This is a genomic window from Enterobacter vonholyi (genome assembly GCF_040834095.1).
GTDB classification, from domain to species: domain Bacteria; phylum Pseudomonadota; class Gammaproteobacteria; order Enterobacterales; family Enterobacteriaceae; genus Enterobacter; species Enterobacter vonholyi.
In genome coordinates, this window is record NZ_CP162152.1 from 3,976,037 (window position 1) to 3,999,174 (window position 23,138).

Below are 23,138 nucleotides of genomic sequence, written 5' to 3' on the forward strand. Positions count from 1 at the left end.
GCGACTTTATCTCTCACCAGAAAACTATCTGACGACAGAGGGCAACGCATTAAGAGGTGGTTACAATACACCCTGCCCCGCCACCAAAACAACATCATTTTGATAACATTTAATTTACTTTTAAGCTTATTTGCGCGGCGTGACCCAGGCATGTTTTCTGATAACGAAATCTGATAAAATCACTCCCTTTCATAACATTATTTCAGCCTGGCGCTGAGTAGATAATTTGCATAAAAATTCATCCACATGCATAATAATGTTGTTTCTATCGTCATATTCCGGGTGACTTATGCGAAGCTCGTCTAAGCAAGAAGAATTAGTTAAGGCGTTTAAGGCGCTACTTAAAGAAGAGAAATTCAGTTCTCAGGGAGAAATTGTTCAGGCGCTGCAGGAACAAGGCTTCGATAATATCAATCAGTCGAAAGTCTCCCGCATGTTAACGAAATTTGGCGCGGTGCGTACCCGTAACGCCAAGATGGAGATGGTCTATTGCCTGCCAGCAGAACTTGGCGTGCCGACCACCTCCAGCCCGCTCAAAAATCTGGTTCTGGATATCGATCATAACGACGCCGTCGTGGTGATCCACACAAGCCCCGGCGCCGCACAGCTGATTGCCCGCATGCTGGACTCGCTGGGTAAAACGGAAGGTATCCTCGGGACTATCGCCGGTGATGACACCATCTTTACCACACCGGCTAGCGGTTTTTCCGTGAAAGATCTCCACGAAGCGATTCTGGTTCTGTTCGAACAGGAACTCTAATCCCCTCTCCCCGTAGCGCCGCTGCGGGGATCGTTCTGCTTCCGCTGCGTTCTCCCCTCTTTTCTACTGCCCTTCACTTTGACAAATAGTGCTTTTTACCACTCATTAACATTCACATGGTGAATGCTAAATCAAAGAATCGCACAAAAAATCAAAAGTTGATATCCATATGATTTCATTAGCTATCACCAACAAAAACGTGCAAAAAACACCCAATATTATGCAATTTGGTTATAAAAAAAGGGCTGGTTAACACGTAATAACAATAGAAACCATTAGCCTGATATTAATTTTTACTGTTATTAGTGTATACTTGATTTTGTGATGAGGGTCACGAAACAAGACCCCACTAAAAAATTCGACGAGGTAAGAATCATGAAAATCAAATCAACTGTAGCGGCTCTGAGCGTCCTGTCTGTCCTGTCATTCGGTGCTTTCGCGGCTGACTCTATTAATGCTGACCAGGCGCAATCCCGTCAGGCCATCGGTACGGTTTCTGTCGGCGCGGTCGGCACATCGCCAATGGACATGCATGAGATGCTGAACAAAAAAGCGGAAGAACAGGGTGCATCATCCTATCGCATCATCGAAGCGCGTTCTGGTGACCACTGGCACGCCACCGCTGAGCTGTACAAATAAGTTTTGTAATAGCTGAAAACGTAAATCTCCACTCAACGGCACCAGGCATAAAAATAGCGGTTCAACCCTTCTCGCCGTTGAGTAAAAACCCTATTCAGGAGTAAAGACTATGAAAACCAAATTGATCATCGCAACCCTCGGTCTGGCATCCGTTCTCTCTTTCGGCGCAAGTGCAGCCGTACAGCAGGTGAATGCCGACCAGGCACAAAATCTACAGCGTATGGGCAGCGTCTCCGTGACGTCTGTCACTGGCTCACCGATGGATATCCGTCACGAACTGGCCGCCAAAGCTGAAAAAGCAGGTGCCAGCAGCTATCGCGTCACCGAACTGAATCATGGTGACCACTGGCATGCAACTGCAGAACTGTATAAATAAACCCTCGTCGTATCTCATCATACGACTTGCCCCTGGCCTCATGGTCAGGGGCTTTTTTCATTCAGTGCCGCGCGTTAAAGCGCAACTGCCCTTCAAGCTCTTCTTCCGCTTCATCGAACAGCAATATCAGCGCGCCAAAACGTCTTCGCAGCTTATCGGGCAAATGGATAAACTCAATCTCCAGCGGGAGCGGCAACAGACTGCCGGTGACCACGTCCCAAAGCGTATCCAGATTCGTCACGCTTTCCCTTTCAAGATCAAACGCCCGGATAAATTCCCGATAGAAGTCTTCCTGACTGTCTATCTCGTCAAAATCAAACGTATAGGTTTTCATTGCCAGCCACCCAGTCCAGGCGAGCGGCAGCTGCCGCCCTGTCTATTATAATCCCCCAATATGCAGGGTTTTAACTTCCAGATACTCTTCCAGTCCCAGCACGGAGCCTTCTCGTCCAAGACCTGACTCTTTTACGCCGCCAAAAGGCCCGAGCTCCGTGGAGACGGCGCACTCGTTAATGCCAATCATCCCGCTCTCGATGGCCTGTGAAACGCGGAAGACCCGTGAGAGATTCTGGGTATAAAAGTAAGCCGCCAGCCCATAAGGCGTATTGTTGGCGCGCTGGATGACCTCATCCTCCGAGGTGAAACGAAAGCACGCCGCCACCGGGCCAAACGTCTCTTCTTCTGCCAGCTTCATGCCTTCATGGCAGTCGCCCAATACGGTTGGCATCCAGAAATTCCCGCCAAGCGGATGGGGCTTACCTCCTGCCAGTACGGTTGCGCCCCGGGCAACGGCGTCGTCGACATGCTCACGCACTTTGTTCACCGCAGAAGGTTCAATCAGCGGCCCGACGACCACCCCCTCCTCAAGACCATTACCCACCTTCAGCGCATTCACCGCATCGGCGAGTTTATTCACAAATTTGTCGTAGACGGTTTCCTGAATATAAAAACGGTTCACGCTGACGCAGACCTGCCCGGCATTGCGAAACTTGTTGGCGATCGCGCCCTTAACCGCTGCGTCGATGTCCGCATCCTCAAAAACGATATACGGGGCATTTCCGCCCAGCTCCATCGAGACTTTCTTCATGGTTTCGGCTGCGTTACGCACCAGCGTTTTGCCGACGGAGGTTGAGCCGGTAAAGGAGATCTTACGCACGTCGCGACTTGCCATAATCGCATCGCTGATTTCATGCGTATTCCCGGCAACGGCGTTGAGAACGCCATCGGGCACACCCGCCTGTTTAGCCAATGTAAGCAGCGCAAAGGCGCTGAGCGGCGTGTTATTGGCCGGTTTAATTACCCCGGTACATCCTGCCGCCAGCGCCGGGCCTAACTTGCGGGTAAGCATGGCCATCGGGAAGTTCCACGGCGTTATCGCCGCGACCACGCCTACAGGTTCACGGGTCGCCAGAATGCGCGATCCGGGTTTGATCGGTGGAATAATTTCACCGTTCGCGCGTTTAGCCTCTTCGGCAAACCACTGGATAAAGCTGGCGGCGTACTCCACTTCGCCCTCCGCTTCTTTCAGGGGTTTGCCCTGTTCGGTGGTCATTAACCGCCCGAGCCAGCTTTTATTCTCAATAATCAATTCATACCAGCGGTAGAGAATCGCCGAGCGTTCTTTCGCGGTTTTGGCACGCCATGCCGGGAAGGCTTTGGTAGCCGCTGCGATAGCCTCTTCGGTTTGTGATTTACCCGCTTTGGCAACTTTCGCGATGACTTCCCCGGTAGCGGGGTTAAACACATCGAAGGTCGTATCCAGCGTTTTCCAGATTCCGTTGACCAGATAGCCGGTCTGAAAAAGGATGTGGTCCTGAAGCGCCTGGGTCGTCATGTGTCCTCCCTTTCTGAAATGTAAGAACGTGCTGGAATAAGTATAGCCACAAAAAAACCGACGCTTTTGGCGTCGGTTTTTTTACTTCAGTCAGCTATCAGTGAGGGCATTCTGGTAACGATGCAGCATAAACACTAGCCTTCCTACCGGCTCGGTCACCTGAGGCGGCGCTTCCCAGTGCTTGAGCTTTTCCTGATAGACATCGAGCTCTTCAAGCAGCTGCGTAAAGTAACGACGCCGTTTGTCATCGCTGCTGGCGGAAAGCACATGATCGGCGGTACGACGTAACTGGCGGTGGAAGGCCGACAGATCGTCGTTAATCGGCACGGGCGCGTTACGCAGACGCTGGTGCGCGATGATCAGGGTTAACGCCAGGCGGAACTTCGCGATATCGCCCGGGAACTTGTTCAGCAGTAAAAACAGCTGCTGGTAGAGCGCGGGCAGATGGTTCTCTTTACGGCGCGCGGTGTTGGTTGTCAAAGACGACACGGCGGCCGACACGAACTGGTTCAGCAGCACGCGGCCCGTTCTTGCCTGCGAGTTATCCCGCACCAGCAGTATCACCATCATTGCCAGGAAACAGCCCACCAGCTGACCTAACGCGCTGTCCAGGAACTGGCTGAAATGGAAGGTCATCGGGTTATCGAGCACGATGATGTTAATCGTACTCGCCAGCGCACCCAGCGATCCCAGGCGCCGCTTTTGCACTTCAATGCCGATAAAGAACGCCATTACCGCCAGGCTAATACAGAGCAGCAGCATGCTCTGTTGCGTCGACGGGATAATGACCAGGAAATAGAGCGCGCCTATCGGCAGGGCGGCAATGGCGCCGTACAGGAAATCGATGGCGACCATACGCGGATTAGGCAGACGCATCGCCAGTGCGGTCACAACGGCAATCATCACCATCGCGCCGCTGCCGGACGTCCAGCCCGTCCACAGCCAGAACAGCGTGCCGAGCATGCAGGCAAGCGTCGTACGCCAGAAATTGACCATGGCATGATGGCGCTCGGCGGATTCCGCCTTGATCACCACTTCCCCCTGCAGCACCTCTTCTTCCGCCGCGCTGATTTTGGTGTTACCAATCACGCCGCGCTTCAGCAGCAGATAGCGCGTCGCGGCGCCGACCCAGGTGTAGATGGTCACCGGCGTGTCGCGCTCCCCGGTCCAGGCAATCACCCGGCGCATGCGCTTAAGCTGCTTATGCACGTCCTGTACGGTTTCCACCGGCTCGGCAAACAGTTCGCGGAACGTATCGGTGACTGCTTCCGGCCGGGTGTTCTGAATCAGATAGGTTTCACAGGCCTGGGTAATCAGCGTCAGAGAGACGGTGTTGAGGGCTTTAAGGCGTCGATTCGCGCGGGCCCAGCGCGAGGACTCCATGTTAAGGTTGCTGCGCATACCTTCCAGCGCCTGCGTACGGCGTACCAGCCCGCTCCAGGCTTTATCCACCTCTTCGCTATCGCCGTGCTTAATGCACAGCTGCATCAGCTGATACTGGGTAACAATCAGCGCGTCGAGCTCACGGTCGACCTCCTGCTTGATGGAGCGCGGGGAGAAAAGCAGATCAGCGACGATCGCGCTGACAATACCAATCACAATTTCGCTGCATCGCTCCACCGCAAACTGCGGGGCCAGCAGCGGTTCGCTTTGGATAGTGATGATAATAATCAGCGCGGTATAGCCCGCCAGTCCCCAGGCGTAGGAGTTTTCCACTTTCACCAGAGACGAGATCCAGGTGCAGAAACCCGCCCAGATGCAGCAGACCATCAGCATCAGCAGCGGGGTGCGGATCATGAGAATAATAATGGTCAGCGCCGCGAAACAGCCGATAAACGTCCCGATGATACGCAGCATCCCACGATAGCGGATCGCGCCTGAATAGGGTTCCCCACCCGCGGCAAAGGCCGGGCCCGCCGCGACAATCGCGGCCGTCAGCACTGCCCAGCGAGGGGTTTCAAGCTGGAAGTGAAAGCCAACAAACAGCGCCAGCACAATGGCACACGCCAGCTTCACGGCGAAGCGAATGTGCTGGCTGGCGATGGAAAAGATGCCCATAGCGATTAACCAAACTCGCGCAGACGGTGGGCGATTTTACGGAAGAACGAGTCCTGGCTGGCATCCCGATCTTTTTCACCGGTAATCACCACCGTCGCCGTGGTACCCGCAGGCCACAGGTTGCCCTGCTGTTCGTCCAGATGGATACGGACCGGCACGCGCTGGGCCAGACGCACCCACTCGAGGTTGGAATCGACCGTCGCCATCCCTTTGGCATCGTTAGAGCTGCTGGAGTTAGTCACCCCTGCGGCAACGCTGTCGACGGTGCCTTTAAAGACGCGATTGCTGCCGAGCGGCGTAATTTCCGCCCGATAACCTGGACGCACGCCTTCCAGCTTGGTCTCTTCCATATAGGCGAGCACGTAGAAGGAGTTCTGTTTAACCAGCGCCACGGCGGTTGAGCCACGGGTAATGAATTCCCCGGCATAGACGTTGAGGTTGGTGACCCAGCCATCGGACGGCGCGCGGATCACGGTGCGCTCGAGATCGAGCTTCGCCAGATCGCGCGTTGCCTGCGCTTTCGCCAGCTGGTGCAGCACGGTTTGCAGCACGTTGTTGGACTGGTCAATCTCTTCACGGGACATTGCCTGTACGCCCAGCTGATTACGGCGGCCTGCCTCGCGGCGTTTCTCCGCAGCGAGCGCCTGATAATAGGCCACGTCCGCTTCTGCCTCTTCCAGCGCTTTCTGGTAACGAGGCTGGTCGATGGTGAACAGAACCTGATCTTTTTTCACCAGCTGGTTATCGTGAACGTTGACCGCCGTGATAAGACCGGCCACGTCAGGAGCGATTGCCACCACATCGGCGCTGAAGCGTGCATCACGCGTCCACGGTGATTCAGTGTAATAGACCCAGGCGCGGAAAATAGCGATGAAGGCGAGGATAACCAGCGCCATAGTGATGGCAGTGCGGGAGATTTTTCTTGTTAGCGTTTTCACATCAACCTCAGACAAACATGCGCGATATCAGGTAAAACAGGCAGCAATACAGCGCGGTATTGAACAATGCAGGGTGCCAGACGAAATCGTAGATCCCGGTAGGGACCAGCACCTTGCGCACCAGCCAGAAGATCGCCAGTGATAAAAGAAGCTCGAAAAATATCGGTGGGAAGGACAGACCGAACACCACGATAACGGGAAACAGACTCATGTTGACCTTGATTAGAGAGAGTGCAGGCTTCAGAATTTTTTTAGCGCACGCCATCGCAGGAGAGCAAGAAACGCCGGGCGAGAATGGCGCAGCCGTTATGTAATAAATAATATATTAACGTAACTGTTATGCTGTAATCTATAATATGTGATCTAAATCACTTTTAAGCCAGAGTGAACAATGGAACGTTTAAAACGCATGTCGGTCTTCGCCAAAGTGGTTGAACTGGGCTCCTTTACCGCCGCTGCACGCCAGCTTCAGATGAGCGTCTCATCCATCAGCCAGACGGTGTCCAAACTGGAAGATGAGCTTCAGGTCAAGCTGCTCAACCGCAGCACCCGCAGCATTGGCCTGACGGAAGCGGGCAAAATTTACTATCAGGGCTGTCGCCGTATGCTGCTGGAAGTGCAGGATGTTCACGAACAGCTCTACGCCTTCAACAACACCCCCATCGGCACGCTGCGCATCGGGTGTTCTTCAACTATGGCACAAAATGTTCTCGCTGCCATGACGGCGGATATGCTGAAAGAGTATCCCGGGCTTACCGTTAATCTGGTGACGGGTATCCCGGCACCGGACCTGATTGCCGACGGTCTGGACGTGGTGATCCGCGTCGGCGCGCTGCAGGATTCCAGCCTGTTCTCGCGTCGGCTGGGCAGCATGCCGATGGTCGTCTGCGCTTCGAAGAGCTATCTGGCCCAGTACGGTGTTCCGGAGAAACCCGCCGATCTCACCAACCACTCGTGGCTGGAATACAGCGTGCGGCCCGACAATGAATTTGAGCTGATTGCCCCGGAAGGGATCTCCACCAAACTGCTGCCGGAAGGGCGATTTGTCACTAACGATCCGATGACCATTTCGCGCTGGCTGGTGGCTGGCGCCGGGATTGCCTACGTGCCGTTAATGTGGGTCATCAACGAGATCAACAGCGGCGTGCTTGAGATCCTCTTCCCGCGCTACCAGTCCGATCCTCGTCCGGTGTACGCCCTGTATACCGAAAAAGACAAACTCCCGCTCAAGGTGCAGGTGTGTATTAACTATCTGACCGAGTATTTTGTTGACGTAGCAGAGCTGTTTCAGGGGATGCGGGGAAGAAGGAAAGAATAGGTTTTGTAATTCAAGACACCTCTCCCGGTTTGGGAGAGGGTTAGAGTGACGGGAAAACTTACGCCGTGCCGCCCACCGTCAGGTTGTCCACTTTCAGCGTTGGCTGGCCCACGCCAACCGGCAGGCTCTGGCCCTCTTTACCGCAGACGCCCACGCCGTTATCCAGCTTCAGATCGTTACCGACCATCGAGATCTGCTGCATGGCTTCAATACCGGAGCCAATCAGCGTCGCACCTTTCACCGCTTTGGTCACTTTGCCCTTCTCGATCAGGTACGCTTCTGAAGTAGAGAAGACAAACTTACCGGAGGTGATGTCCACCTGGCCGCCGCCAAAGTTTGGCGCAAAGATACCGTAATCAACGGATTCGATAATCTCCTGCGGCGTGGATTTACCCGGCAGCATATACGTGTTGGTCATGCGCGGCATCGGCAGGTGCGCGTAAGATTCGCGACGTCCGTTGCCCGTCGGCGCGACGCCCATCAGGCGCGCGTTGAGTTTGTCCTGCATGTAGCCTTTCAGCACGCCATTTTCGATCAGCACGTTGTACTGGCCGGGCGTACCTTCATCGTCGATAGCCACCGAGCCGCGACGATCGCGTATCGTGCCGTCATCCACCACGGTGCACAGTTCAGAGGAGACAAGCTGCCCGATCTGACCGCTGAACACCGACGTCCCGCGACGATTAAAGTCGCCTTCCAGGCCGTGGCCTACCGCCTCGTGTAGCAGCACGCCCGGCCAGCCAGCACCCAGCACCACCGGGAATGAGCCCGCCGGCGCCGCGACGGCATTCAGATTCACCAGCGCCATGCGCACGGCTTCTTTTGCCCACGCGTCAGCGCGCGCTTCACCGTCAACGTCGCCCAGGAACCAGTCATAGCCGAAACGACCGCCGCCACCGCTTGAGCCGCGCTCGCGTTTGCCATCGTCGTCGACCTGCACGCTGATGGAGAGACGTACCAGCGGGCGAACGTCTGCCGCCAGAGTGCCGTCCGTTGCCGCCACCAGAATCAGTTCATACACACCGCTCAGGCTGGCTGAAACTTCCTGCACGCGTTTATCCGCCGCGCGGGCGACTTTGTCCACGCGACGCAGGATATCCAGCTTCTCTTCACGGCTCATGCTCTGCAGAGGATCGATGCTGGTATAGAGCGCAGAGTGCTGCACTTCTCCAAGGGTTTTCACGCGACCATCGCCGGTATCACGCACAATGGTGCGCGCGGCCTGCGCGCTCTGCTCAAGTGCAGCCAGGCTAATCTGATCGGCATAGGCAAAACCGGTTTTCTCGCCGCTGACGGCGCGGACGCCGACGCCCTGGTCGATGTTGTAAGAGCCATCTTTAATGATGCTGTCTTCTAAAACCCAGGATTCGTGATAGCTCGACTGGAAATAAAGGTCGCCGTAGTCGAGACGGCGTTCGGTCAGTTGACCAAGAATGGAGAACAGGTCCTGATGATTCAGGCCGTTCGCTGCGAGCAAATGTTCACTTACCAGGTTCAGACTCATCGTATTGCTACTCGTTCGTTGCCGCCCGTGGCGGTATAAAGATCGTATTTATTGAGAGTGAGGCAATTACCTGCCCACGTCAAATCATTGCTGTGCATCTTTGCGCGGCTGGCGCAGCACCTCGTTAATCTGCGGTTTATCGACCGGACCGGTAATGCGGTAGCGCAGAATGGAGACTTTGCTCCACAGCGGACCCAGCACTTTGCTGGCGGCAAACACCGCCGCACCGACAATCGGGTTCACCACAAAGGCCGCCGCCACGCCCACGCTCGCGGAAATTTCCGGTGCCACCACGGCTTCCATATCCAGTTCGCGGCGCACGAGGTTGACTGAGCCTTTCATGGCGATATCTGCTTCCAGGCCATCCACCAGCGTATCGTCCGTATGCAGAACGCCGTCCTTAATCCATGCCGTACTGCGGATGGAATCGTAGTAGAAACCTTCGCTGAACGTATCGCTGAAATCGAAGCGCAGCTTGCGCAGCAGCGCATCAAAACTCAGCAGGCGCAGGATCTGCCCGGCGCGCCCCGTGCTCACGTCGGCTATCTCACCTTTACCAAAGCGGGTTTTCAGAATGCCGTTCAGCGAGGCCTCATCGGGCTTCCACGGAGCGTCGCGCCAGTGAAGATCGTAATTAACATCAAATGACGAACCGCGCAGCGGCGTGCTGATACCAAAGAAATTGGCTGCCGCATCCAGCTTGTTGCCTTTGATGTCGCCCTTGAGGGACGTTCGCTGCTCGCCCGGGTTATTCACCCACTCCCCTGCGGCCGTCATGCGGCCAAAGCCGGTATCAACCAGGCCACCGGAGAGCGTAAGCGTGTTGGCCTGAATAGTGAAATCACCGTCAATACGGCCATATTTCTGCCCCCACAGCCAGCACTCAGCGCAGCGAAGCTGGAGATCGGGCCAGCCGCTAAAATCGACGCGGGAGGCATTACTCAGCGGAGACGCTTCCGCCGGTTTATCTTTCCCGCTCGAGGCGCTTGCCGGGTTGTAGTAGAGATAGCGAATCGCCGCCTGCCATGGCGCGTGATTGCGCATGGTCAAAGTACCGTTGATCTCTCTGCCCTGGGCCTCTACCTTCGTGCCGTTAGCGCCAGGCTGCGAGACGATGCTCAGGTTGTTCCACTGCTGCCCGCCCAGCATCAGCGAAGGCGTACGTACGGTAATGGTTTGCGGGAACTGGGCGGTTTCATCAACGTTTTGCCCAACGCCTTTCTGGAACAGCGCTAGCCACTCTGCACCGTCCATCGGTGGGAGATTCAGCTCAACGCCCGTCTGCTCCGGCAGCGGCGGCGTGGAGCGGCTATCCGTTGTCCAGATGGCTTTGTCGAGGGTGAGCTTGCGGTTAAGCAACCAGCGGCTGTTGAAGTGGTTTGTCCCGCCCGCGCTGCCGGTCAGCGCGAAGCTGTTCAGGTTGCCATCGACGTTCAGCTTTACCGGCAGCGGCTGTCCGGCCTGTTTATCCAGCGGCGCTGGCAGCTGGCTTCGAATATTCTTCAGGTCACCCGTGATGTCGACCTTATACTGGGCTCCCGCGTGATAAGGCAGGTCGATTGCCACTTTACCCTGCCAGGCGACCGCGCCATCCACTGACGCCTCAATGGGCTTCGGCAGGACGTCCATACGCCCTGGCTGCCAGTTGCCGTCCAGATTGACGGCCACCTGATACGCCTTTTCACCCTCTGTCGTCGTGAAGTCGATATTCACGGGCTGATTAAACCAGCTGGCAGTAAGCGGCTCGCTCTTCAGGTTACCGTTTTCAAAGCTGAACTGCCCGCTGAGATTTTTCAGCGTGCTCTCAAGGGGTTTGATGAACAGGCTGTTGTTCTTCAGGCGGACATCACCTTTGGCGGTGGTCATCTTTCCGTCCAGCGGGATATCAAGATGTAAGCGAGCATTCACATCGCCATCAAGCTGGAGCTGCTGAAGCGTCGCCGCCAGCGACTCTTTCAGCGGCGTCTCCTCAAAGTACGGTCCCACCGCCTTGCCGGGACCGTTGATCTCGGCATCAATCAGCAGCTTCTCTTTGGAGTAATCCGGGATGTTGGCCGTCAGGTTGCTGGCCGTCACGCCGCCCAGCGCCACGCTGTCGGACTTCATCCAGAGGCCGTCATTGAGGAAATTAAGTTCGATATCCAGGTTTTTCAGCGCGGGCCAGCCAGGCTGGAACGCAAAGGTGGCGTCATGCAGCGGGACCAGAACCTGGAACTGACCTTCATTGTGTTTGTACGGGAACAGATGGGGATTACCGCCGTAGACCAGCGTGGCATTATCCGCCTGACCGCCCTGAATCGCGCCGCTGAGATAGTCTACCAGCGCTTTCCCCATCAGGTTTTCCGGGAAATAGCGCCAGGCCTGGGAGCCATCATCGGTACTGATCCCGGCCAGAATCCCCAGCCATGGCTCATCGCCTTCAGGCTGCAGATAGCGGAAATCGCCGCGCGCGTGCACCGCTTTCGCTTTGACGTCGATATGCCGACCATCGAGCTGGAAACCCTTATCGTTACGGAGCCAGTTAAGCACTGCGTTGCCCTGTTCGATTTCCAGCGGCGCGCGGAAGACCGTCTCGTAAGGCATTTTGGCGTCGTGCATATCAACCGTCAGCCTGCCGTTCTCCACGCTGCCTTCCAGCTTGCCGCTAAAGTGCTCCGCACCCGGCAGCAGCTTCCACTGCTTCCAGGCAAGATCTTTCCATGTCGCCTGGAAACGGGTTTTTTCCGTCGCCTGAAGCGGAATATCCAGCGCCAGAGAATCAATCTTTCCGCTCGGCTGCGTAGCCAGCCAGATCTCGCCCAGGTCAGGAGAGAGCTTTGCCGCCATCGAGCGTAGCCCTTCAATGGCGGCCAAATCCAGGTTACTGGCACGGATGCGCAGCTCGTCGCTGCGTTTACTGGCCGTGCCGCCAACGTCCTGCTCCGGCATCCAGGCCAGCGTCAGCGCACCGCGCGGCCACGGCTTGCTGTCCATCGTGATGCGCGTATCGGGAATGGCAAACTGCCAGCCCTCTTTCTCCTGCGTCACGTGCGCGGTGAGGTTATCGACGGAAAGCTGATGCTGTTGTTTTTCGCCTTTCCAGCTCGCGCCCCCCTGCTTGAGCCAGATATCGCCGCTGGCAAATTCGCCTTTCGTCAGGGTCAACCAGCCCTCAAGGCTGAAGCGGGCCGTTTCCAGCTGCATGTTTTGCTGGAGCCAGTCGCCCAGCCACGGCTTGACGTCCACATCGTCGGCCTGCAGCCAGACTTTGCCGTTATTTAACAGGCCGTCATCGTCGCGCAGATCCATACGCACCTGCATCACGCCGTGCTGGCCGTTCAGGCTCGAGAGATTGACCTGCCCCTCGGCGCGGTGCCGATCCTTACCGTTAAGCCAGGTAAGCTGCGGGATCGCCAGCTCGGCGCGCTGCCCGGAAAGGGTAATAAAGCTCACTTCGCTGTCGCGCAGATCGAAATGATCGAACTGGCGGAGGAAAAGATCGCTGAAGCGGTTAGCTTCAAGACCCTGACCGCTATCGCCGCCAGACAGCGGCGTATTGGTCAGAAACTGGAGCTGATAAAAGGTGAGATCGCGAAACTGCCAGCGCAGATGCAGCAGGCTTTGCCAGACGTCCAGCGCCAGGGTCACGCGTTTGATTTTCAGGTAGCCGCCATCTTTCAGGCTGGCGTTGATATCCCGGACATCAAGCGTCGGGCCAAAATTCTGCCAGTTAGCGCTAACCTGGCTTACGTTCACCGGCACGCCGGTGGTGGATTCGATTTTCGCCAGCAGCTGCGGACGCCAGCTGTCCAGATGCGGTAAAACGAGGCGTAGCCCGCTCACGAGCAACGCGACAATCACGACCAGCGTTGCCCCTGTAAGCAATAAAATCCCCGGCAATCGCCTCACGCATCTCTCCTTGTCAGCTTCGTCACGCAGCGTACTGCGCTTACATCATCACGACGTCAAACTGCTCCTGGTTATAGAGCGGTTCAATTTGTACTTTTACCTGTTTGCCGACAAAGATTTCCACTTCCGCCAGCGCGTGTGACTCTTCGCCTTTCAGCGCTTCAGCCACCGCAGGGGAAGCATAGACCAGAAAACGATCGGAGTCGTAGGCATGATGAACACGGACGATTTCACGCATAATTTCGTAGCAGACGGTCTCAACCGTCTTTACTGTTCCGCGTCCATGGCAGGTTGGGCATTCATTGCACAGCACATGCTCCACGCTCTCGCGGGTACGCTTACGCGTCATTTCCACCAGCCCCAGCTGTGAGAAGCCGTTAATGCTGGTTTTCACGCGGTCTTTGCTCAGCGCCTGCTCAAGCGAGTGCAGCACGCGGCGACGGTGGTCTTCATTACTCATATCGATGAAGTCGATAATGATAATGCCGCCCAGATTGCGCAGACGAAGCTGGCGCGCAATGGCCTGAGTGGCTTCGATGTTGGTGTTGAAGATGGTGTCATCGAGATTGCGATGGCCGACAAAAGCGCCGGTGTTGATATCGACGGTAGTCATCGCTTCGGTCTGATCGATGATTAGATAGCCGCCTGACTTCAGCTCGACCTTACGCTCCAGGGCACGCTGGATCTCGTTTTCGACATCATAGAGATCGAAGATCGGCTGACGCCCGGTGTAGTGCTCCAGCAGGCCAGGCATCTCAGGGATATATTCGGCGGTAAACTCGAGCAGGGCCTCGTACGTCAGACGAGAGTCCACGCGAATGCGGTCGAGCTGCGCGTCGGCAAAATCACGCAGAACGCGCTGCGCCAGCGCCAGCTCACCATAAAGCTGATAGCGGGTCTGGTTGCGTTTTTTACGCTCCATCACTTTTGTCCAGACGCGCTTCAGGTAAGCCGCATCCGACGCCAGGTCTTCCTCGCTGATCCCTTCCGCGGCGGTACGGATGATAAATCCGCCCTGTTCATCGCAGTAGGCGCTGACCACTTTCTTCAGACGCTCGCGCTCGGTTTCGCTCTCAATACGCTGCGAAACGCCCACGTGCGACGCGCCGGGCATAAAGACCAGATAGCGGGAAGGTAAGGTGATGTCGGTGGTCAGACGGGCACCTTTGGTACCGAGGGGATCTTTCACCACCTGCACCATCAGATCCTGTCCCTGACGCACCAGTTCAGAAATGTCGCGTACGGCAAACTGCTTTTGCTCTTCGCCCGCGACGCACTCGGTGTGCGGCATGATATCGGAGGCATGTAAAAATGCCGCCTTATCGAGTCCAATATCTACAAAAGCCGCCTGCATACCCGGTAGTACACGACTGACACGACCTTTGTAGATATTGCCTACTATTCCGCGCCGCGCTTCACGCTCAATATGAATTTCCTGAAGAATGCCACCATCAATATAGGCCACACGGGTTTCCGAGGGCGTTACGTTTACCAACAATTCAGCCGTCATAATTATCCCTTCCCTCACGCAGTGAGTTAAAATTGCTCAGCAACTCATACGTTTCCACCAGCGGTAAGCCGACTACGGCGTGATAGCTGCCATGAATCTTCCTGACAAAACAGCCACCCAGCCCCTGAATACCGTATGCACCTGCTTTATCCATCGGTTCACCGCTGGCAATATAAGCGGCGATGTCGTCGTCGGTAAGTACTCTGAAGGTCACTTCCGTCACCACCAGGCAGTCCAGCACGTGCTGGCTGTCAGCCAGCGCGACGGCCGTCATCACCTGATGCGTTTGTCCGGACAGCTTGCGCAGCATGCGCGCTGCATGATCGGCGTCGTGCGGTTTCTCCAGCACTTCACCGTTCAGGATAACGATGGTATCTGCCCCCAGCACGGGAAGATCGCGTGGCACACTGGCCACGCCCGCCTGCGCTTTCTCCCGCGCCAGACGTGACACGTACTGTTGAGCACTTTCGCCCTCAGCACGTTTTTCTTCAATGCCGGTCACGATGCGTTCAAAAGAGACCCCTAGCTGCGTCAGGAGTTCCTGACGGCGCGGGGAGCCGGAAGCGAGATACAAAGACGTCATAGAAACCTTTTATTGCACAGCAAACTGCTGGCGAACCTTACGCATCAGCAGGAATAGCCATGGCCAGAGCACACCGTTTACTACACTACTCCAGAACACTTCCGGTCGGAAAGAGACGTTGATCACTAAAAACTCTGCCCAGAAAACAACGATATCCGCAGCGAGCGACAATAGCATCACAACCAGGGCCTGTTGCCAGAGCGCAAGGTTACGAAAGAGCTGGAATTTGAGTGCGACGAGGTACGCAATAATGCTCATGGACAAGGCGCGCACGCCAAGCGTAGAGCCGCTAATGAGATCCAGTATGGCACCCATCACGAAACCCGTGCCGACATTTACGCGATGCGGCAGGGCAAGGATCCAGTAGAGTAAAATGAGCAATACCCAGTTTGGCCGGAAAACGAGAATGTCATCCGGCCAGGGCATAACCTGCAGTAACAGTGCAATAAGAAACGAGAGCCAGATGACCCAGCGTCCCTGGCTACGATAGCTTGCCACTACTGCCCTCCCGAAGAGAGTTTAGGCGGTGGCGGCGCATCCGGCAGCGGCTGCGTTAACCCGGTTGCCGGCGCCGGGACTGGCGCAGGCGGCCCCATGGAATCCGCAGGCGGAAGAACCTGCGGCATCATCTGCATCAGGCGCTCGTTTGCTACGCGATGGACCTCTTCAGGCGTCATCGGGTTAGCCCCGTTACGATCGGCACCCCACAGCAGCAGCAGATAGCGCAGACGCTGCAAACCAGCAGTTGGACGCGCCTGAATCACGGTATAGGCACGCTGGGTATCCAGCTTGACCGAAGAGACCACCGCAACCGGATAACCTTCAGGGAAGCGTCCACCCAGACCAGACGTCACCAGCACGTCGCCTACGCGGATATCCGTGTTAGCCGGCAGGTGTTCCAGCTGCAGGTCGTCCGTACAGCCGTTACCGGCCGCGATCACGCGGATGTCGTTGCGCAGGACCTGGATCGGCAGCGCATGCGTGGCGTCGCAAATCAGCAGCACGCGGCTGGTCAGTTTAGCCACGGCAACAACCTGGCCTACTACGCCTTTATCACTGATAACTGGTTGGCCTTCATACACCCCGTTCACGCTCCCTTTGTCGATCACAACCTGATCGCTATAGGGGTCGTTCACGGTGGAGATCACCTGGGTAACCATCTTCTGCTCATCCTGACGCAGCGGCGAGCCGAGCAGTTCACGCAGGCGGGCGTTTTCCTGCTTGTATTGCTCCAGCATCAGCAGTTCGCTGTTTTTCAGCAACAGTTCCTGACGTAATGCCCGGTTTTCGAGTTCGAGTTGGTCGCGTGAAGACAGCGTTTGAGAAACGGAGTCGAGCAGTTCACGGGGACCATTTGAAACAAAGTAGAAAGGACTGACGGCGGTATCCATGTACGTTCTGATCTGGCTGAACGTACCGAGGCGGCTATCGGCAATAATGACCCCAAGCGCAACCAGAACCGCCAGAATGAGGCGAAACTGTAGCGATGGGCCACGGCTAAAAATTGGCTTCATAGGCTATGCGTATTCTCGCGTCAGAGAGAAAGGGTAGCAAATTGCTACCCTCTCAAACTCGACTACTCTTCGCTGAACAAATCGCCGCCGTGCATGTCGATCATTTCCAGCGCCTTGCCACCACCACGGGCGACGCAAGTCAGTGGATCTTCTGCAACTACGACAGGAATACCTGTCTCTTCCATTAACAGGCGGTCGAGGTTACGCAGCAGCGCACCACCACCGGTCAGAACCATACCGCGCTCGGAGATATCGGACGCCAGCTCTGGTGGACACTGTTCCAGCGCGACCATTACCGCGCTCACGATGCCCGTCAGTGGTTCCTGCAGTGCTTCCAGAATTTCGTTGGAGTTCAGGGTGAAACCGCGTGGAACACCCTCAGCCAGGTTACGGCCACGTACTTCGATCTCACGCACTTCATCGCCCGGATACGCAGAGCCGATTTCATGTTTGATACGCTCTGCGGTGGCTTCACCGATCAGAGAGCCGTAGTTACGGCGCACATAATTAATGATGGCTTCGTCGAAGCGGTCACCACCGATACGTACGGAAGAGGAGTACACCACGCCGTTCAGAGAGATAACGGCCACTTCAGTGGTACCACCACCGATATCCACCACCATGGAACCGGTCGCTTCAGACACAGGCAGACCTGCACCGATTGCCGCCGCCATTGGCTCTTCAATCAGGAACACTTCACGCGCACCTGCACCCTGGGCAGATTCACGGATTGCGCGACGTTCTACCTGGGTTGCGCCAACCGGTACACACACCAGAACACGCGGGCTTGGACGCATGAAGCTGTTGCTGTGAACCTGCTTGATGAAGTGCTGAAGCATTTTTTCAGTCACGAAGAAGTCGGCGATAACGCCGTCTTTCATTGGGCGGATAGCGGCGATGTTGCCAGGGGTACGACCCAGCATCTGCTTCGCGTCATGACCCACTGCGGCCACGCTTTTTGGCGAGCCAGCACGATCCTGACGAATGGCCACAACGGAAGGCTCATTCAATACGATGCCTTGTCCTTTTACATAAATAAGGGTATTCGCGGTACCCAGGTCAATGGACAGGTCATTGGAAAACATGCCACGAAATTTTTTCAACATACTAAGGGATAATCCTGAAAGCTGGGGCGGAAAACAAAATCCGCTTACTTTACCAACCACACGCAGCAGCGACAAGGCGCAAAAATCATCTGCAACGGTGAAAATTTATGCAGTACGTTTCCTGATGTTACAAAATCATCCCCTGACTCCTTCAGGGCTGAGTAAACAGTTGCGTTCCCCACTGACGTTTGTAACCCATTAAAGGTCGTTCACTGGCTTTTTGCTCGACATACTCAAAGCTACAGGCGCGATATTCTACGTGAAAACAGCGTAAACGGCAGGTCAAACAGAGTATCTTTGCAAATATTTTTTCACGTTGGTGTCAAGCGGTTGAGAGGCAGCAAAAAAATCCCCCTGACCACCCATCACGCCGCGCGCTGTTAACATCTGCCATTCGCTTCTGGAGCGCACGCCCGTGGCAAACACTTGTGTTCGCGTTCCCTTGCATGCTTCTACCAGACTCTGTACCAGAAGCTGGTTTTCCGTACGCTTCTCGATATTCCTTACCAGCCCCGGATGTAGCTTTAATAACTCCACATCCAGTTCCTTGATCCAGTTGGTACTGACCAGCGTTAAACCAGCCTGCGTCACCGCTACACGCGCACCGAGCGCATTGATCAAACGTACCACCGGACGTAACCGGCTGATGTGTTGACCTACATCGGCCTCAGCAAGTTCAAAAATAATGTGTTTGCGCTGTGATTTTTCGCATTGCATTAATGTATCACGTAGCCAGCGCTGAAAACGTGGGCGTATTAACGACTCAACGGTGACCTGTAACGCCAGGTTTTCTTCAGGCCAGAAGGATAAAAACGGAATCAGCCGGGTAATTTGCTGGCGGTCATACTCTTCGGACAGCCCAAATTGCAGCACCATCGGCAGATATTCCGCAGAGATGACCTCTTCGGTACCGTCAAAAATACGACACATCAGCTCTCGGTGATGAACATTGCCGTTTTTCATGACCGCGGGTTTTTGATAAATACGCGGTCCGCCGCGGCTCAGCATTTGCTCAATCAAAGTACGCCAGCGCACGTTACCGCGCCCTTTTTCCGGCAGCGAGTCATCATACACCGCCCATCCGTTCGCCCCCTGTAAGACAGCGTTGCGGGTAGCGGCTTCCGCATGTTCCATTACCTGTTCTGTCGATTGTCCGCCACGCCAGGCGCAGATCCCCATATGGACCATATCATCCCTGTCGAGCATTTTGCTCTGCGGCAGCGCATCCACCGCCTTCAGCAGCTGGCTGGCGATGCTTTCCGACTCCTTCAGCGTACGGTGCGGCAGCAACACGGCAAAGTCACTGCGGTGATAGCGGGCCAGTAATGCGCCCGGGTAGCGCATAATAAAGGTGGAGAGCAGGTTGATTAGCGTAAAGAGATTTTCTTCCGCGGCCCGCTGTCCCCAGGTGTCGCGCAGGAGATCGAAATCGGGCAGGCGAATCATCATCACTACCCCATGTGTCCCCACTTTTTCTGAATCGTCGAGCAGCGTGGCCAGCTGATTATCAAAGAAAAGACGATTGTTGAGGCCAGTTTTATTATCCTGCGCAGCATAAGAGCGGATCAGCGTATCCATACGGCTGCGCTGGTCGCTGGCAAACTGGACTTCGGAGAGCAAGGTATCCAGCGCGCTGCTGGCGCGTGACGGCCATTCATGAACCGAGCCGCGCACCTGCGGGCCGCGTTCACCGTTCAGGATACGTACGGAGCGCATCTCCAGCAGCTCCTGGCCGGAGAGCTGGCGGCGCAGCCAGCGGACCGCGAGAAAGATCAGCAGGACGATAAACGCCACCGCGACGGTGAGCGGCGCGGTGGTCATCATGGATCGGAAATAGCTGGCCATCGGATCGAGATAGACCATGCGTATGGTCATCCCTGGATTTTTGAGGGAATGCACCGTCACTTCCCGATACTGGCTCACCACGCCCGCAGGCCGATAACTCCCCGGCCGTTCATGGCTTAAAATACGATGCTTTCCCTGCTGAATGTCGATCTGAACAATATCAACAGGTACCATCAACTCATCAAGCTCACTGGTGAGCGCTGGTAGCGGCGTCGTTAGCAGACGCGTATCAATCACCGACGCGACAGACTGTACCCGGTTGACCAGTTTGTCCTGAATGGCGTTGTAAAAGCTCAGAGAGCAACCCAGAAGGGTGACAAAAATGGTAAGACCCGTCAGCAAGGTGATAAAAGCTGAGAACTTCGTCGTTAATCGCATCCTTGAGATTACTCCGTGGGTTGATGGGGGTAGCGAGTAAGCGCTAACTTGCATTTCAAATGCGGCATACTACCAAATCGGGTGTATCTGGCAATTTATTGCGTTAAATCGGCACTGCGTTTCCCTGAGCGAGTATAGTCTTCAGAAATTATTTTCCAATCATATGAGTTGAGAGGACCCCGTATGCAGGCTTTGATCTTAGAACAGCAGGACGGCAAAACGCTTGCCTCAGTGCAGCCGGTAGAAGAGAGCCGCCTGCCGGAAGGCGAAGTAACCGTCGACATCGACTGGTCCAGTTTAAATTATAAAGATGCGCTGGCTATTACAGGTAAGGGTAAAATCATCCGAAATTTCCCTATGGTGCCTGGTATTGATTTCGCGGGCCGGGTTCATACCAGCGAGGATCCGCGCTTCCATCCGGGCCAGCAGGTGCTGCTCACCGGTTGGGGTGTGGGTGAAAATCACTGGGGTGGGCTGGCCACGCAGGCGCGCGTGAAGGGCGACTGGCTGGTGCCGATGCCGAAAGGCATGGATGGCCGCAAGGCGATGATCGTCGGTACGGCAGGCTTTACCGCCATGCTGTGCGTGATGGCGCTGGAAGATGCGGGTATCCGCCCTGAGTCGGGTGACATTGTCGTCACCGGCGCCAGCGGCGGCGTGGGCAGCACGGCTGTCACGCTGCTCCACAAGCTGGGCTATCAGGTCGCTGCGGTTTCCGGCCGTGAAAGCACCCATGACTATCTGCGCCAGCTCGGCGCCAGCCGCATTCTCAGCCGCGACGAATTTGCCGAAACCCGTCCGCTGGAAAAACAGGTTTGGGCAGGGGCGGTGGATACCGTCGGCGATAAGGTGCTGGCAAAAGTCCTGGCGCAGATGAACTACGGCGGATGCGTTGCAGCCTGCGGTCTGGCCGGCGGATTTGCCCTGCCAACCACCGTGATGCCATTTATTCTGCGTAACGTACGCCTGCAGGGTGTGGATTCCGTGATGACCCCTGCGGCCCGTCGTCATGAAGCCTGGGAACGGCTGGTGCGCGATCTGCCGGAATCTTTCTATACCCAGAGCGCAACGGAGATAACCCTCAGCCAGGCACCGGAATACGCCAGTAAGATCATGGACAACCAGTTCCACGGCCGCGCGCTGGTGAAAATCGCCTAATCTTCAAATTTTCGTGACATATTCGCGCGAATCCCTCTCCTCCGTCATGCTTAGAAAAACGCATGACGGAGGATGCCATGAAAAACCGAAAACTGACGGAAGCCGACGTAACGTCTGAGTCTGTCTTTATGTTACAGCGCCGCCAGATCCTGAAAATGCTTGGCATCAGCGCCACTGCCCTGACGCTCTCTCCAGCGGCACACGCCGACCTGCTCGACTGGTTTAAAGGCAACGATCGGCCAAAGGCTCCTTCCGGCGCCCCGCTCACCTTTACGAAACCAGCTGAATGGCAAAACAAACTGACGCTTACGCCGGAAGATAAAGTCACCGGCTACAACAACTTCTACGAATTTGGTCTCGACAAGGCCGATCCTGCCGCCAACGCGGGAAGCCTCAAAACCGATCCGTGGACGCTGAAAATCGACGGTGAAGTGGCGAAACCCCTGACGCTGGACCACCACGATCTCACCACCCGTTTCCCGCTCGAAGAGCGTATCTATCGCATGCGCTGCGTGGAAGCCTGGTCGATGGTAGTGCCCTGGGTCGGCTTCCCGCTGCATAAATTGCTGGCGATGGTTGAGCCCACCAGCAATGCAAAATATGTCGCCTTCCAGACGCGGTATGCGCCGGACGAGATGCCCGGGCAGAAAGATCGGTTTATCGGCGGCGGGCTTGATTATCCGTATGTGGAAGGGTTACGTCTCGATGAAGCTATGCACCCCCTCACCCTGCTGACCGTCGGTGTGTACGGTAAAGCGCTTCCGCCGCAGAACGGTGCCCCCATCCGTTTAACCGTACCGTGGAAATATGGCTTCAAAGGGATTAAATCTATCGTCAGCATCAAGCTTACCCGTGAACGTCCACCAACCACGTGGAATCTGGCGGCCCCGGACGAATACGGTTTCTTCGCCAACGTGAACCCGCAGGTGGATCATCCACGCTGGTCGCAAGCGACCGAGCGGTTTATTGGTTCCGGCGGTGCGCTGGACGTTAAGCGCCAGCCGACGCTACTGTTTAACGGTTATGCGGATGAAGTGGCCTCGCTTTATCGTGGTCTCAACTTACGGGAGAACTTCTGAGTGCGTTTAACGGCAAAACAGATTACCTGGCTAAAAGTGCTTCTGCACCTGGCCGGGGTACTTCCTTTTATATGGCTGTTCTGGGCCGCCAGCCAGGGGCTCTTTAGCGCAGACCCGGCCAAGGATATCCAGCATTTTACCGGTCGGATGGCTCTGAAATTTTTGCTGGCCACCTTGCTCGTCTCGCCGCTGGCGCGCTACGCTAAACAGCCCTTATTGATACGCACCCGTCGGCTGTTAGGACTATGGTGTTTTGCCTGGGCAACGCTGCACCTTACCAGCTATGCCCTGCTGGAACTGGGAATTAACAATCTGGCGCTGCTTGGCCGCGAACTGGTGACACGCCCTTATCTGACCCTGGGCATCGTGAGCTGGGTGATTTTACTGGCGTTAGCGCTGACCTCCACGCAATATGCACAGCGAAAACTGGGCAGGCGCTGGCAGCTGCTGCACAACTTCGTCTATCTTGTCGCGATCCTCGCTCCCATTCATTACCTGTGGTCAGTGAAGATCCTCTCCCCGCAGCCGGTCCTGTACGCACTGGCCGCCGTGGCGCTTTTAGCATGGCGTTATAAGAAGTTCCGCCAGTGGTTGCGATAGTTCACGAAACTGTGCGTTTTCCCGCAGATTACCGGTCAACCGCAAATCTT

At 55.8% G+C, this 23,138-nt stretch carries 20 protein-coding genes; 7 read left to right on the forward strand and 13 right to left on the reverse strand.

All coding sequences use genetic code 11. From position 1 onward, the window contains the following. Positions 1-289: 289 nt before the first annotated feature. From argR to yhcN (AB3N39_RS18650), 3 genes are all read left to right on the forward strand, one after another. Positions 290-760 (forward strand): transcriptional regulator ArgR, encoded by a 471-nt coding sequence (gene argR / locus AB3N39_RS18640; protein ID WP_023309388.1) that lies wholly within the window; start codon positions 290-292, stop codon positions 758-760. Positions 761-1,135: 375 nt separating this feature from the next. Next, a complete protein-coding gene (gene yhcN, locus AB3N39_RS18645; RefSeq protein ID WP_023309389.1) occupies positions 1,136-1,399 on the forward strand; it encodes a peroxide/acid stress response protein YhcN in 264 nt (87 codons plus the stop codon). Between the two features lie 109 nt (positions 1,400-1,508). Continuing rightward, positions 1,509-1,775, forward strand: coding sequence for a peroxide/acid stress response protein YhcN (gene yhcN, locus AB3N39_RS18650; protein WP_367896944.1), 267 nt, complete (start codon positions 1,509-1,511; stop codon positions 1,773-1,775). Between the two features lie 61 nt (positions 1,776-1,836). Here yhcN (AB3N39_RS18650) and AB3N39_RS18655 read toward each other — a convergent pair whose 3' ends face one another. From AB3N39_RS18655 to aaeX, 5 genes are all read right to left on the reverse strand, one after another. Then, positions 1,837-2,109: a barstar family protein gene (locus AB3N39_RS18655; protein ID WP_063143598.1), complete on the reverse strand. Its 273-nt coding sequence runs from the start codon at positions 2,107-2,109 to the stop codon at positions 1,837-1,839. A gap of 45 nt (positions 2,110-2,154) precedes the next feature. Further along, the gene (locus AB3N39_RS18660; RefSeq protein WP_133295220.1) at positions 2,155-3,609 is read right to left on the reverse strand and encodes an NAD-dependent succinate-semialdehyde dehydrogenase; all 1,455 of its coding nucleotides are present in this window, start codon (positions 3,607-3,609) and stop codon (positions 2,155-2,157) included. Positions 3,610-3,699: 90 nt separating this feature from the next. Continuing rightward, positions 3,700-5,667 carry a p-hydroxybenzoic acid efflux pump subunit AaeB gene (gene aaeB / locus AB3N39_RS18665; protein ID WP_367896945.1) on the reverse strand — a complete coding sequence of 656 codons (1,968 nt, stop codon included), beginning with the start codon at positions 5,665-5,667 and terminating at the stop codon, positions 3,700-3,702. Positions 5,668-5,672: 5 nt separating this feature from the next. Further along, positions 5,673-6,605: a p-hydroxybenzoic acid efflux pump subunit AaeA gene (gene aaeA, locus AB3N39_RS18670; RefSeq protein ID WP_023309394.1), complete on the reverse strand. Its 933-nt coding sequence runs from the start codon at positions 6,603-6,605 to the stop codon at positions 5,673-5,675. 7 nt (positions 6,606-6,612) lie between these two features. Beyond that, complete coding sequence (gene aaeX / locus AB3N39_RS18675) at positions 6,613-6,816, reverse strand: p-hydroxybenzoic acid efflux pump operon protein AaeX (RefSeq protein ID WP_003860416.1); 204 nt, start codon at positions 6,814-6,816, stop codon at positions 6,613-6,615. A gap of 180 nt (positions 6,817-6,996) precedes the next feature. Here aaeX and aaeR point away from each other — a divergent pair, with 180 nt between their 5' ends. Further along, positions 6,997-7,923 carry an HTH-type transcriptional activator AaeR gene (gene aaeR / locus AB3N39_RS18680; protein ID WP_023616809.1) on the forward strand — a complete coding sequence of 309 codons (927 nt, stop codon included), beginning with the start codon at positions 6,997-6,999 and terminating at the stop codon, positions 7,921-7,923. A gap of 58 nt (positions 7,924-7,981) precedes the next feature. Here aaeR and tldD read toward each other — a convergent pair whose 3' ends face one another. The 8 genes from tldD to csrD all read right to left on the reverse strand — a co-directional run bounded on the left by tldD (position 7,982) and on the right by csrD (position 20,251). Beyond that, on the reverse strand, positions 7,982-9,427 hold the full coding sequence (gene tldD, locus AB3N39_RS18685; RefSeq protein WP_127732430.1) for a metalloprotease TldD: 1,446 nt from the start codon (positions 9,425-9,427) through the stop codon (positions 7,982-7,984). A gap of 84 nt (positions 9,428-9,511) precedes the next feature. Continuing rightward, positions 9,512-13,315 carry an AsmA2 domain-containing protein YhdP gene (gene yhdP / locus AB3N39_RS18690; protein ID WP_367896946.1) on the reverse strand — a complete coding sequence of 1,268 codons (3,804 nt, stop codon included), beginning with the start codon at positions 13,313-13,315 and terminating at the stop codon, positions 9,512-9,514. Positions 13,316-13,355: 40 nt separating this feature from the next. Beyond that, positions 13,356-14,825, reverse strand: coding sequence for a ribonuclease G (rng, locus tag AB3N39_RS18695; protein WP_111964993.1), 1,470 nt, complete (start codon positions 14,823-14,825; stop codon positions 13,356-13,358). Continuing rightward, the gene (locus tag AB3N39_RS18700) at positions 14,815-15,408 is read right to left on the reverse strand and encodes a nucleoside triphosphate pyrophosphatase (RefSeq protein ID WP_111964994.1); all 594 of its coding nucleotides are present in this window, start codon (positions 15,406-15,408) and stop codon (positions 14,815-14,817) included. Before AB3N39_RS18700 ends, rng begins: the two co-directional genes overlap by 11 nt. A gap of 9 nt (positions 15,409-15,417) precedes the next feature. Further along, complete coding sequence (gene mreD / locus AB3N39_RS18705; RefSeq protein WP_023309399.1) at positions 15,418-15,906, reverse strand: rod shape-determining protein MreD; 489 nt, start codon at positions 15,904-15,906, stop codon at positions 15,418-15,420. After that, complete coding sequence (gene mreC / locus AB3N39_RS18710) at positions 15,906-16,922, reverse strand: rod shape-determining protein MreC (RefSeq protein ID WP_367896947.1); 1,017 nt, start codon at positions 16,920-16,922, stop codon at positions 15,906-15,908. Before mreC ends, mreD begins: the two co-directional genes overlap by 1 nt. Before the next feature lie 62 nt (positions 16,923-16,984). Then, positions 16,985-18,028: a rod shape-determining protein MreB gene (gene mreB / locus AB3N39_RS18715; protein WP_000913396.1), complete on the reverse strand. Its 1,044-nt coding sequence runs from the start codon at positions 18,026-18,028 to the stop codon at positions 16,985-16,987. Between the two features lie 282 nt (positions 18,029-18,310). After that, positions 18,311-20,251 (reverse strand): RNase E specificity factor CsrD, encoded by a 1,941-nt coding sequence (csrD, locus tag AB3N39_RS18720; RefSeq protein ID WP_143345593.1) that lies wholly within the window; start codon positions 20,249-20,251, stop codon positions 18,311-18,313. Positions 20,252-20,434: 183 nt separating this feature from the next. Here csrD and AB3N39_RS18725 point away from each other — a divergent pair, with 183 nt between their 5' ends. The 3 genes from AB3N39_RS18725 to msrQ all read left to right on the forward strand — a co-directional run bounded on the left by AB3N39_RS18725 (position 20,435) and on the right by msrQ (position 23,088). Further along, positions 20,435-21,409 (forward strand): MDR family oxidoreductase, encoded by a 975-nt coding sequence (locus tag AB3N39_RS18725; RefSeq protein WP_133295224.1) that lies wholly within the window; start codon positions 20,435-20,437, stop codon positions 21,407-21,409. 77 nt (positions 21,410-21,486) lie between these two features. Next, a complete protein-coding gene (gene msrP, locus AB3N39_RS18730) occupies positions 21,487-22,488 on the forward strand; it encodes a protein-methionine-sulfoxide reductase catalytic subunit MsrP (protein WP_367896948.1) in 1,002 nt (333 codons plus the stop codon). Then, positions 22,489-23,088, forward strand: coding sequence for a protein-methionine-sulfoxide reductase heme-binding subunit MsrQ (msrQ, locus tag AB3N39_RS18735; RefSeq protein WP_115876373.1), 600 nt, complete (start codon positions 22,489-22,491; stop codon positions 23,086-23,088). Positions 23,089-23,138: the final 50 nt, after the last annotated feature.

Coding starts and splice junctions, on each gene's coding strand:
- argR (WP_023309388.1), top strand. CDS start 290: ATGCGAAGCTCGTCTAAGCAAGAAGAATTAGTTAAGGCGTTTAAGGCG.
- yhcN (WP_023309389.1), top strand. CDS start 1,136: ATGAAAATCAAATCAACTGTAGCGGCTCTGAGCGTCCTGTCTGTCCTG.
- yhcN (WP_367896944.1), top strand. CDS start 1,509: ATGAAAACCAAATTGATCATCGCAACCCTCGGTCTGGCATCCGTTCTC.
- AB3N39_RS18655 (WP_063143598.1), bottom strand. CDS start 2,109: ATGAAAACCTATACGTTTGATTTTGACGAGATAGACAGTCAGGAAGAC.
- AB3N39_RS18660 (WP_133295220.1), bottom strand. CDS start 3,609: ATGACGACCCAGGCGCTTCAGGACCACATCCTTTTTCAGACCGGCTAT.
- aaeB (WP_367896945.1), bottom strand. CDS start 5,667: ATGGGCATCTTTTCCATCGCCAGCCAGCACATTCGCTTCGCCGTGAAG.
- aaeX (WP_003860416.1), bottom strand. CDS start 6,816: ATGAGTCTGTTTCCCGTTATCGTGGTGTTCGGTCTGTCCTTCCCACCG.
- aaeR (WP_023616809.1), top strand. CDS start 6,997: ATGGAACGTTTAAAACGCATGTCGGTCTTCGCCAAAGTGGTTGAACTG.
- tldD (WP_127732430.1), bottom strand. CDS start 9,427: ATGAGTCTGAACCTGGTAAGTGAACATTTGCTCGCAGCGAACGGCCTG.
- rng (WP_111964993.1), bottom strand. CDS start 14,825: ATGACGGCTGAATTGTTGGTAAACGTAACGCCCTCGGAAACCCGTGTG.
- AB3N39_RS18700 (WP_111964994.1), bottom strand. CDS start 15,408: ATGACGTCTTTGTATCTCGCTTCCGGCTCCCCGCGCCGTCAGGAACTC.
- mreC (WP_367896947.1), bottom strand. CDS start 16,922: ATGAAGCCAATTTTTAGCCGTGGCCCATCGCTACAGTTTCGCCTCATT.
- mreB (WP_000913396.1), bottom strand. CDS start 18,028: ATGTTGAAAAAATTTCGTGGCATGTTTTCCAATGACCTGTCCATTGAC.
- csrD (WP_143345593.1), bottom strand. CDS start 20,251: ATGCGATTAACGACGAAGTTCTCAGCTTTTATCACCTTGCTGACGGGT.
- AB3N39_RS18725 (WP_133295224.1), top strand. CDS start 20,435: ATGCAGGCTTTGATCTTAGAACAGCAGGACGGCAAAACGCTTGCCTCA.
- msrP (WP_367896948.1), top strand. CDS start 21,487: ATGAAAAACCGAAAACTGACGGAAGCCGACGTAACGTCTGAGTCTGTC.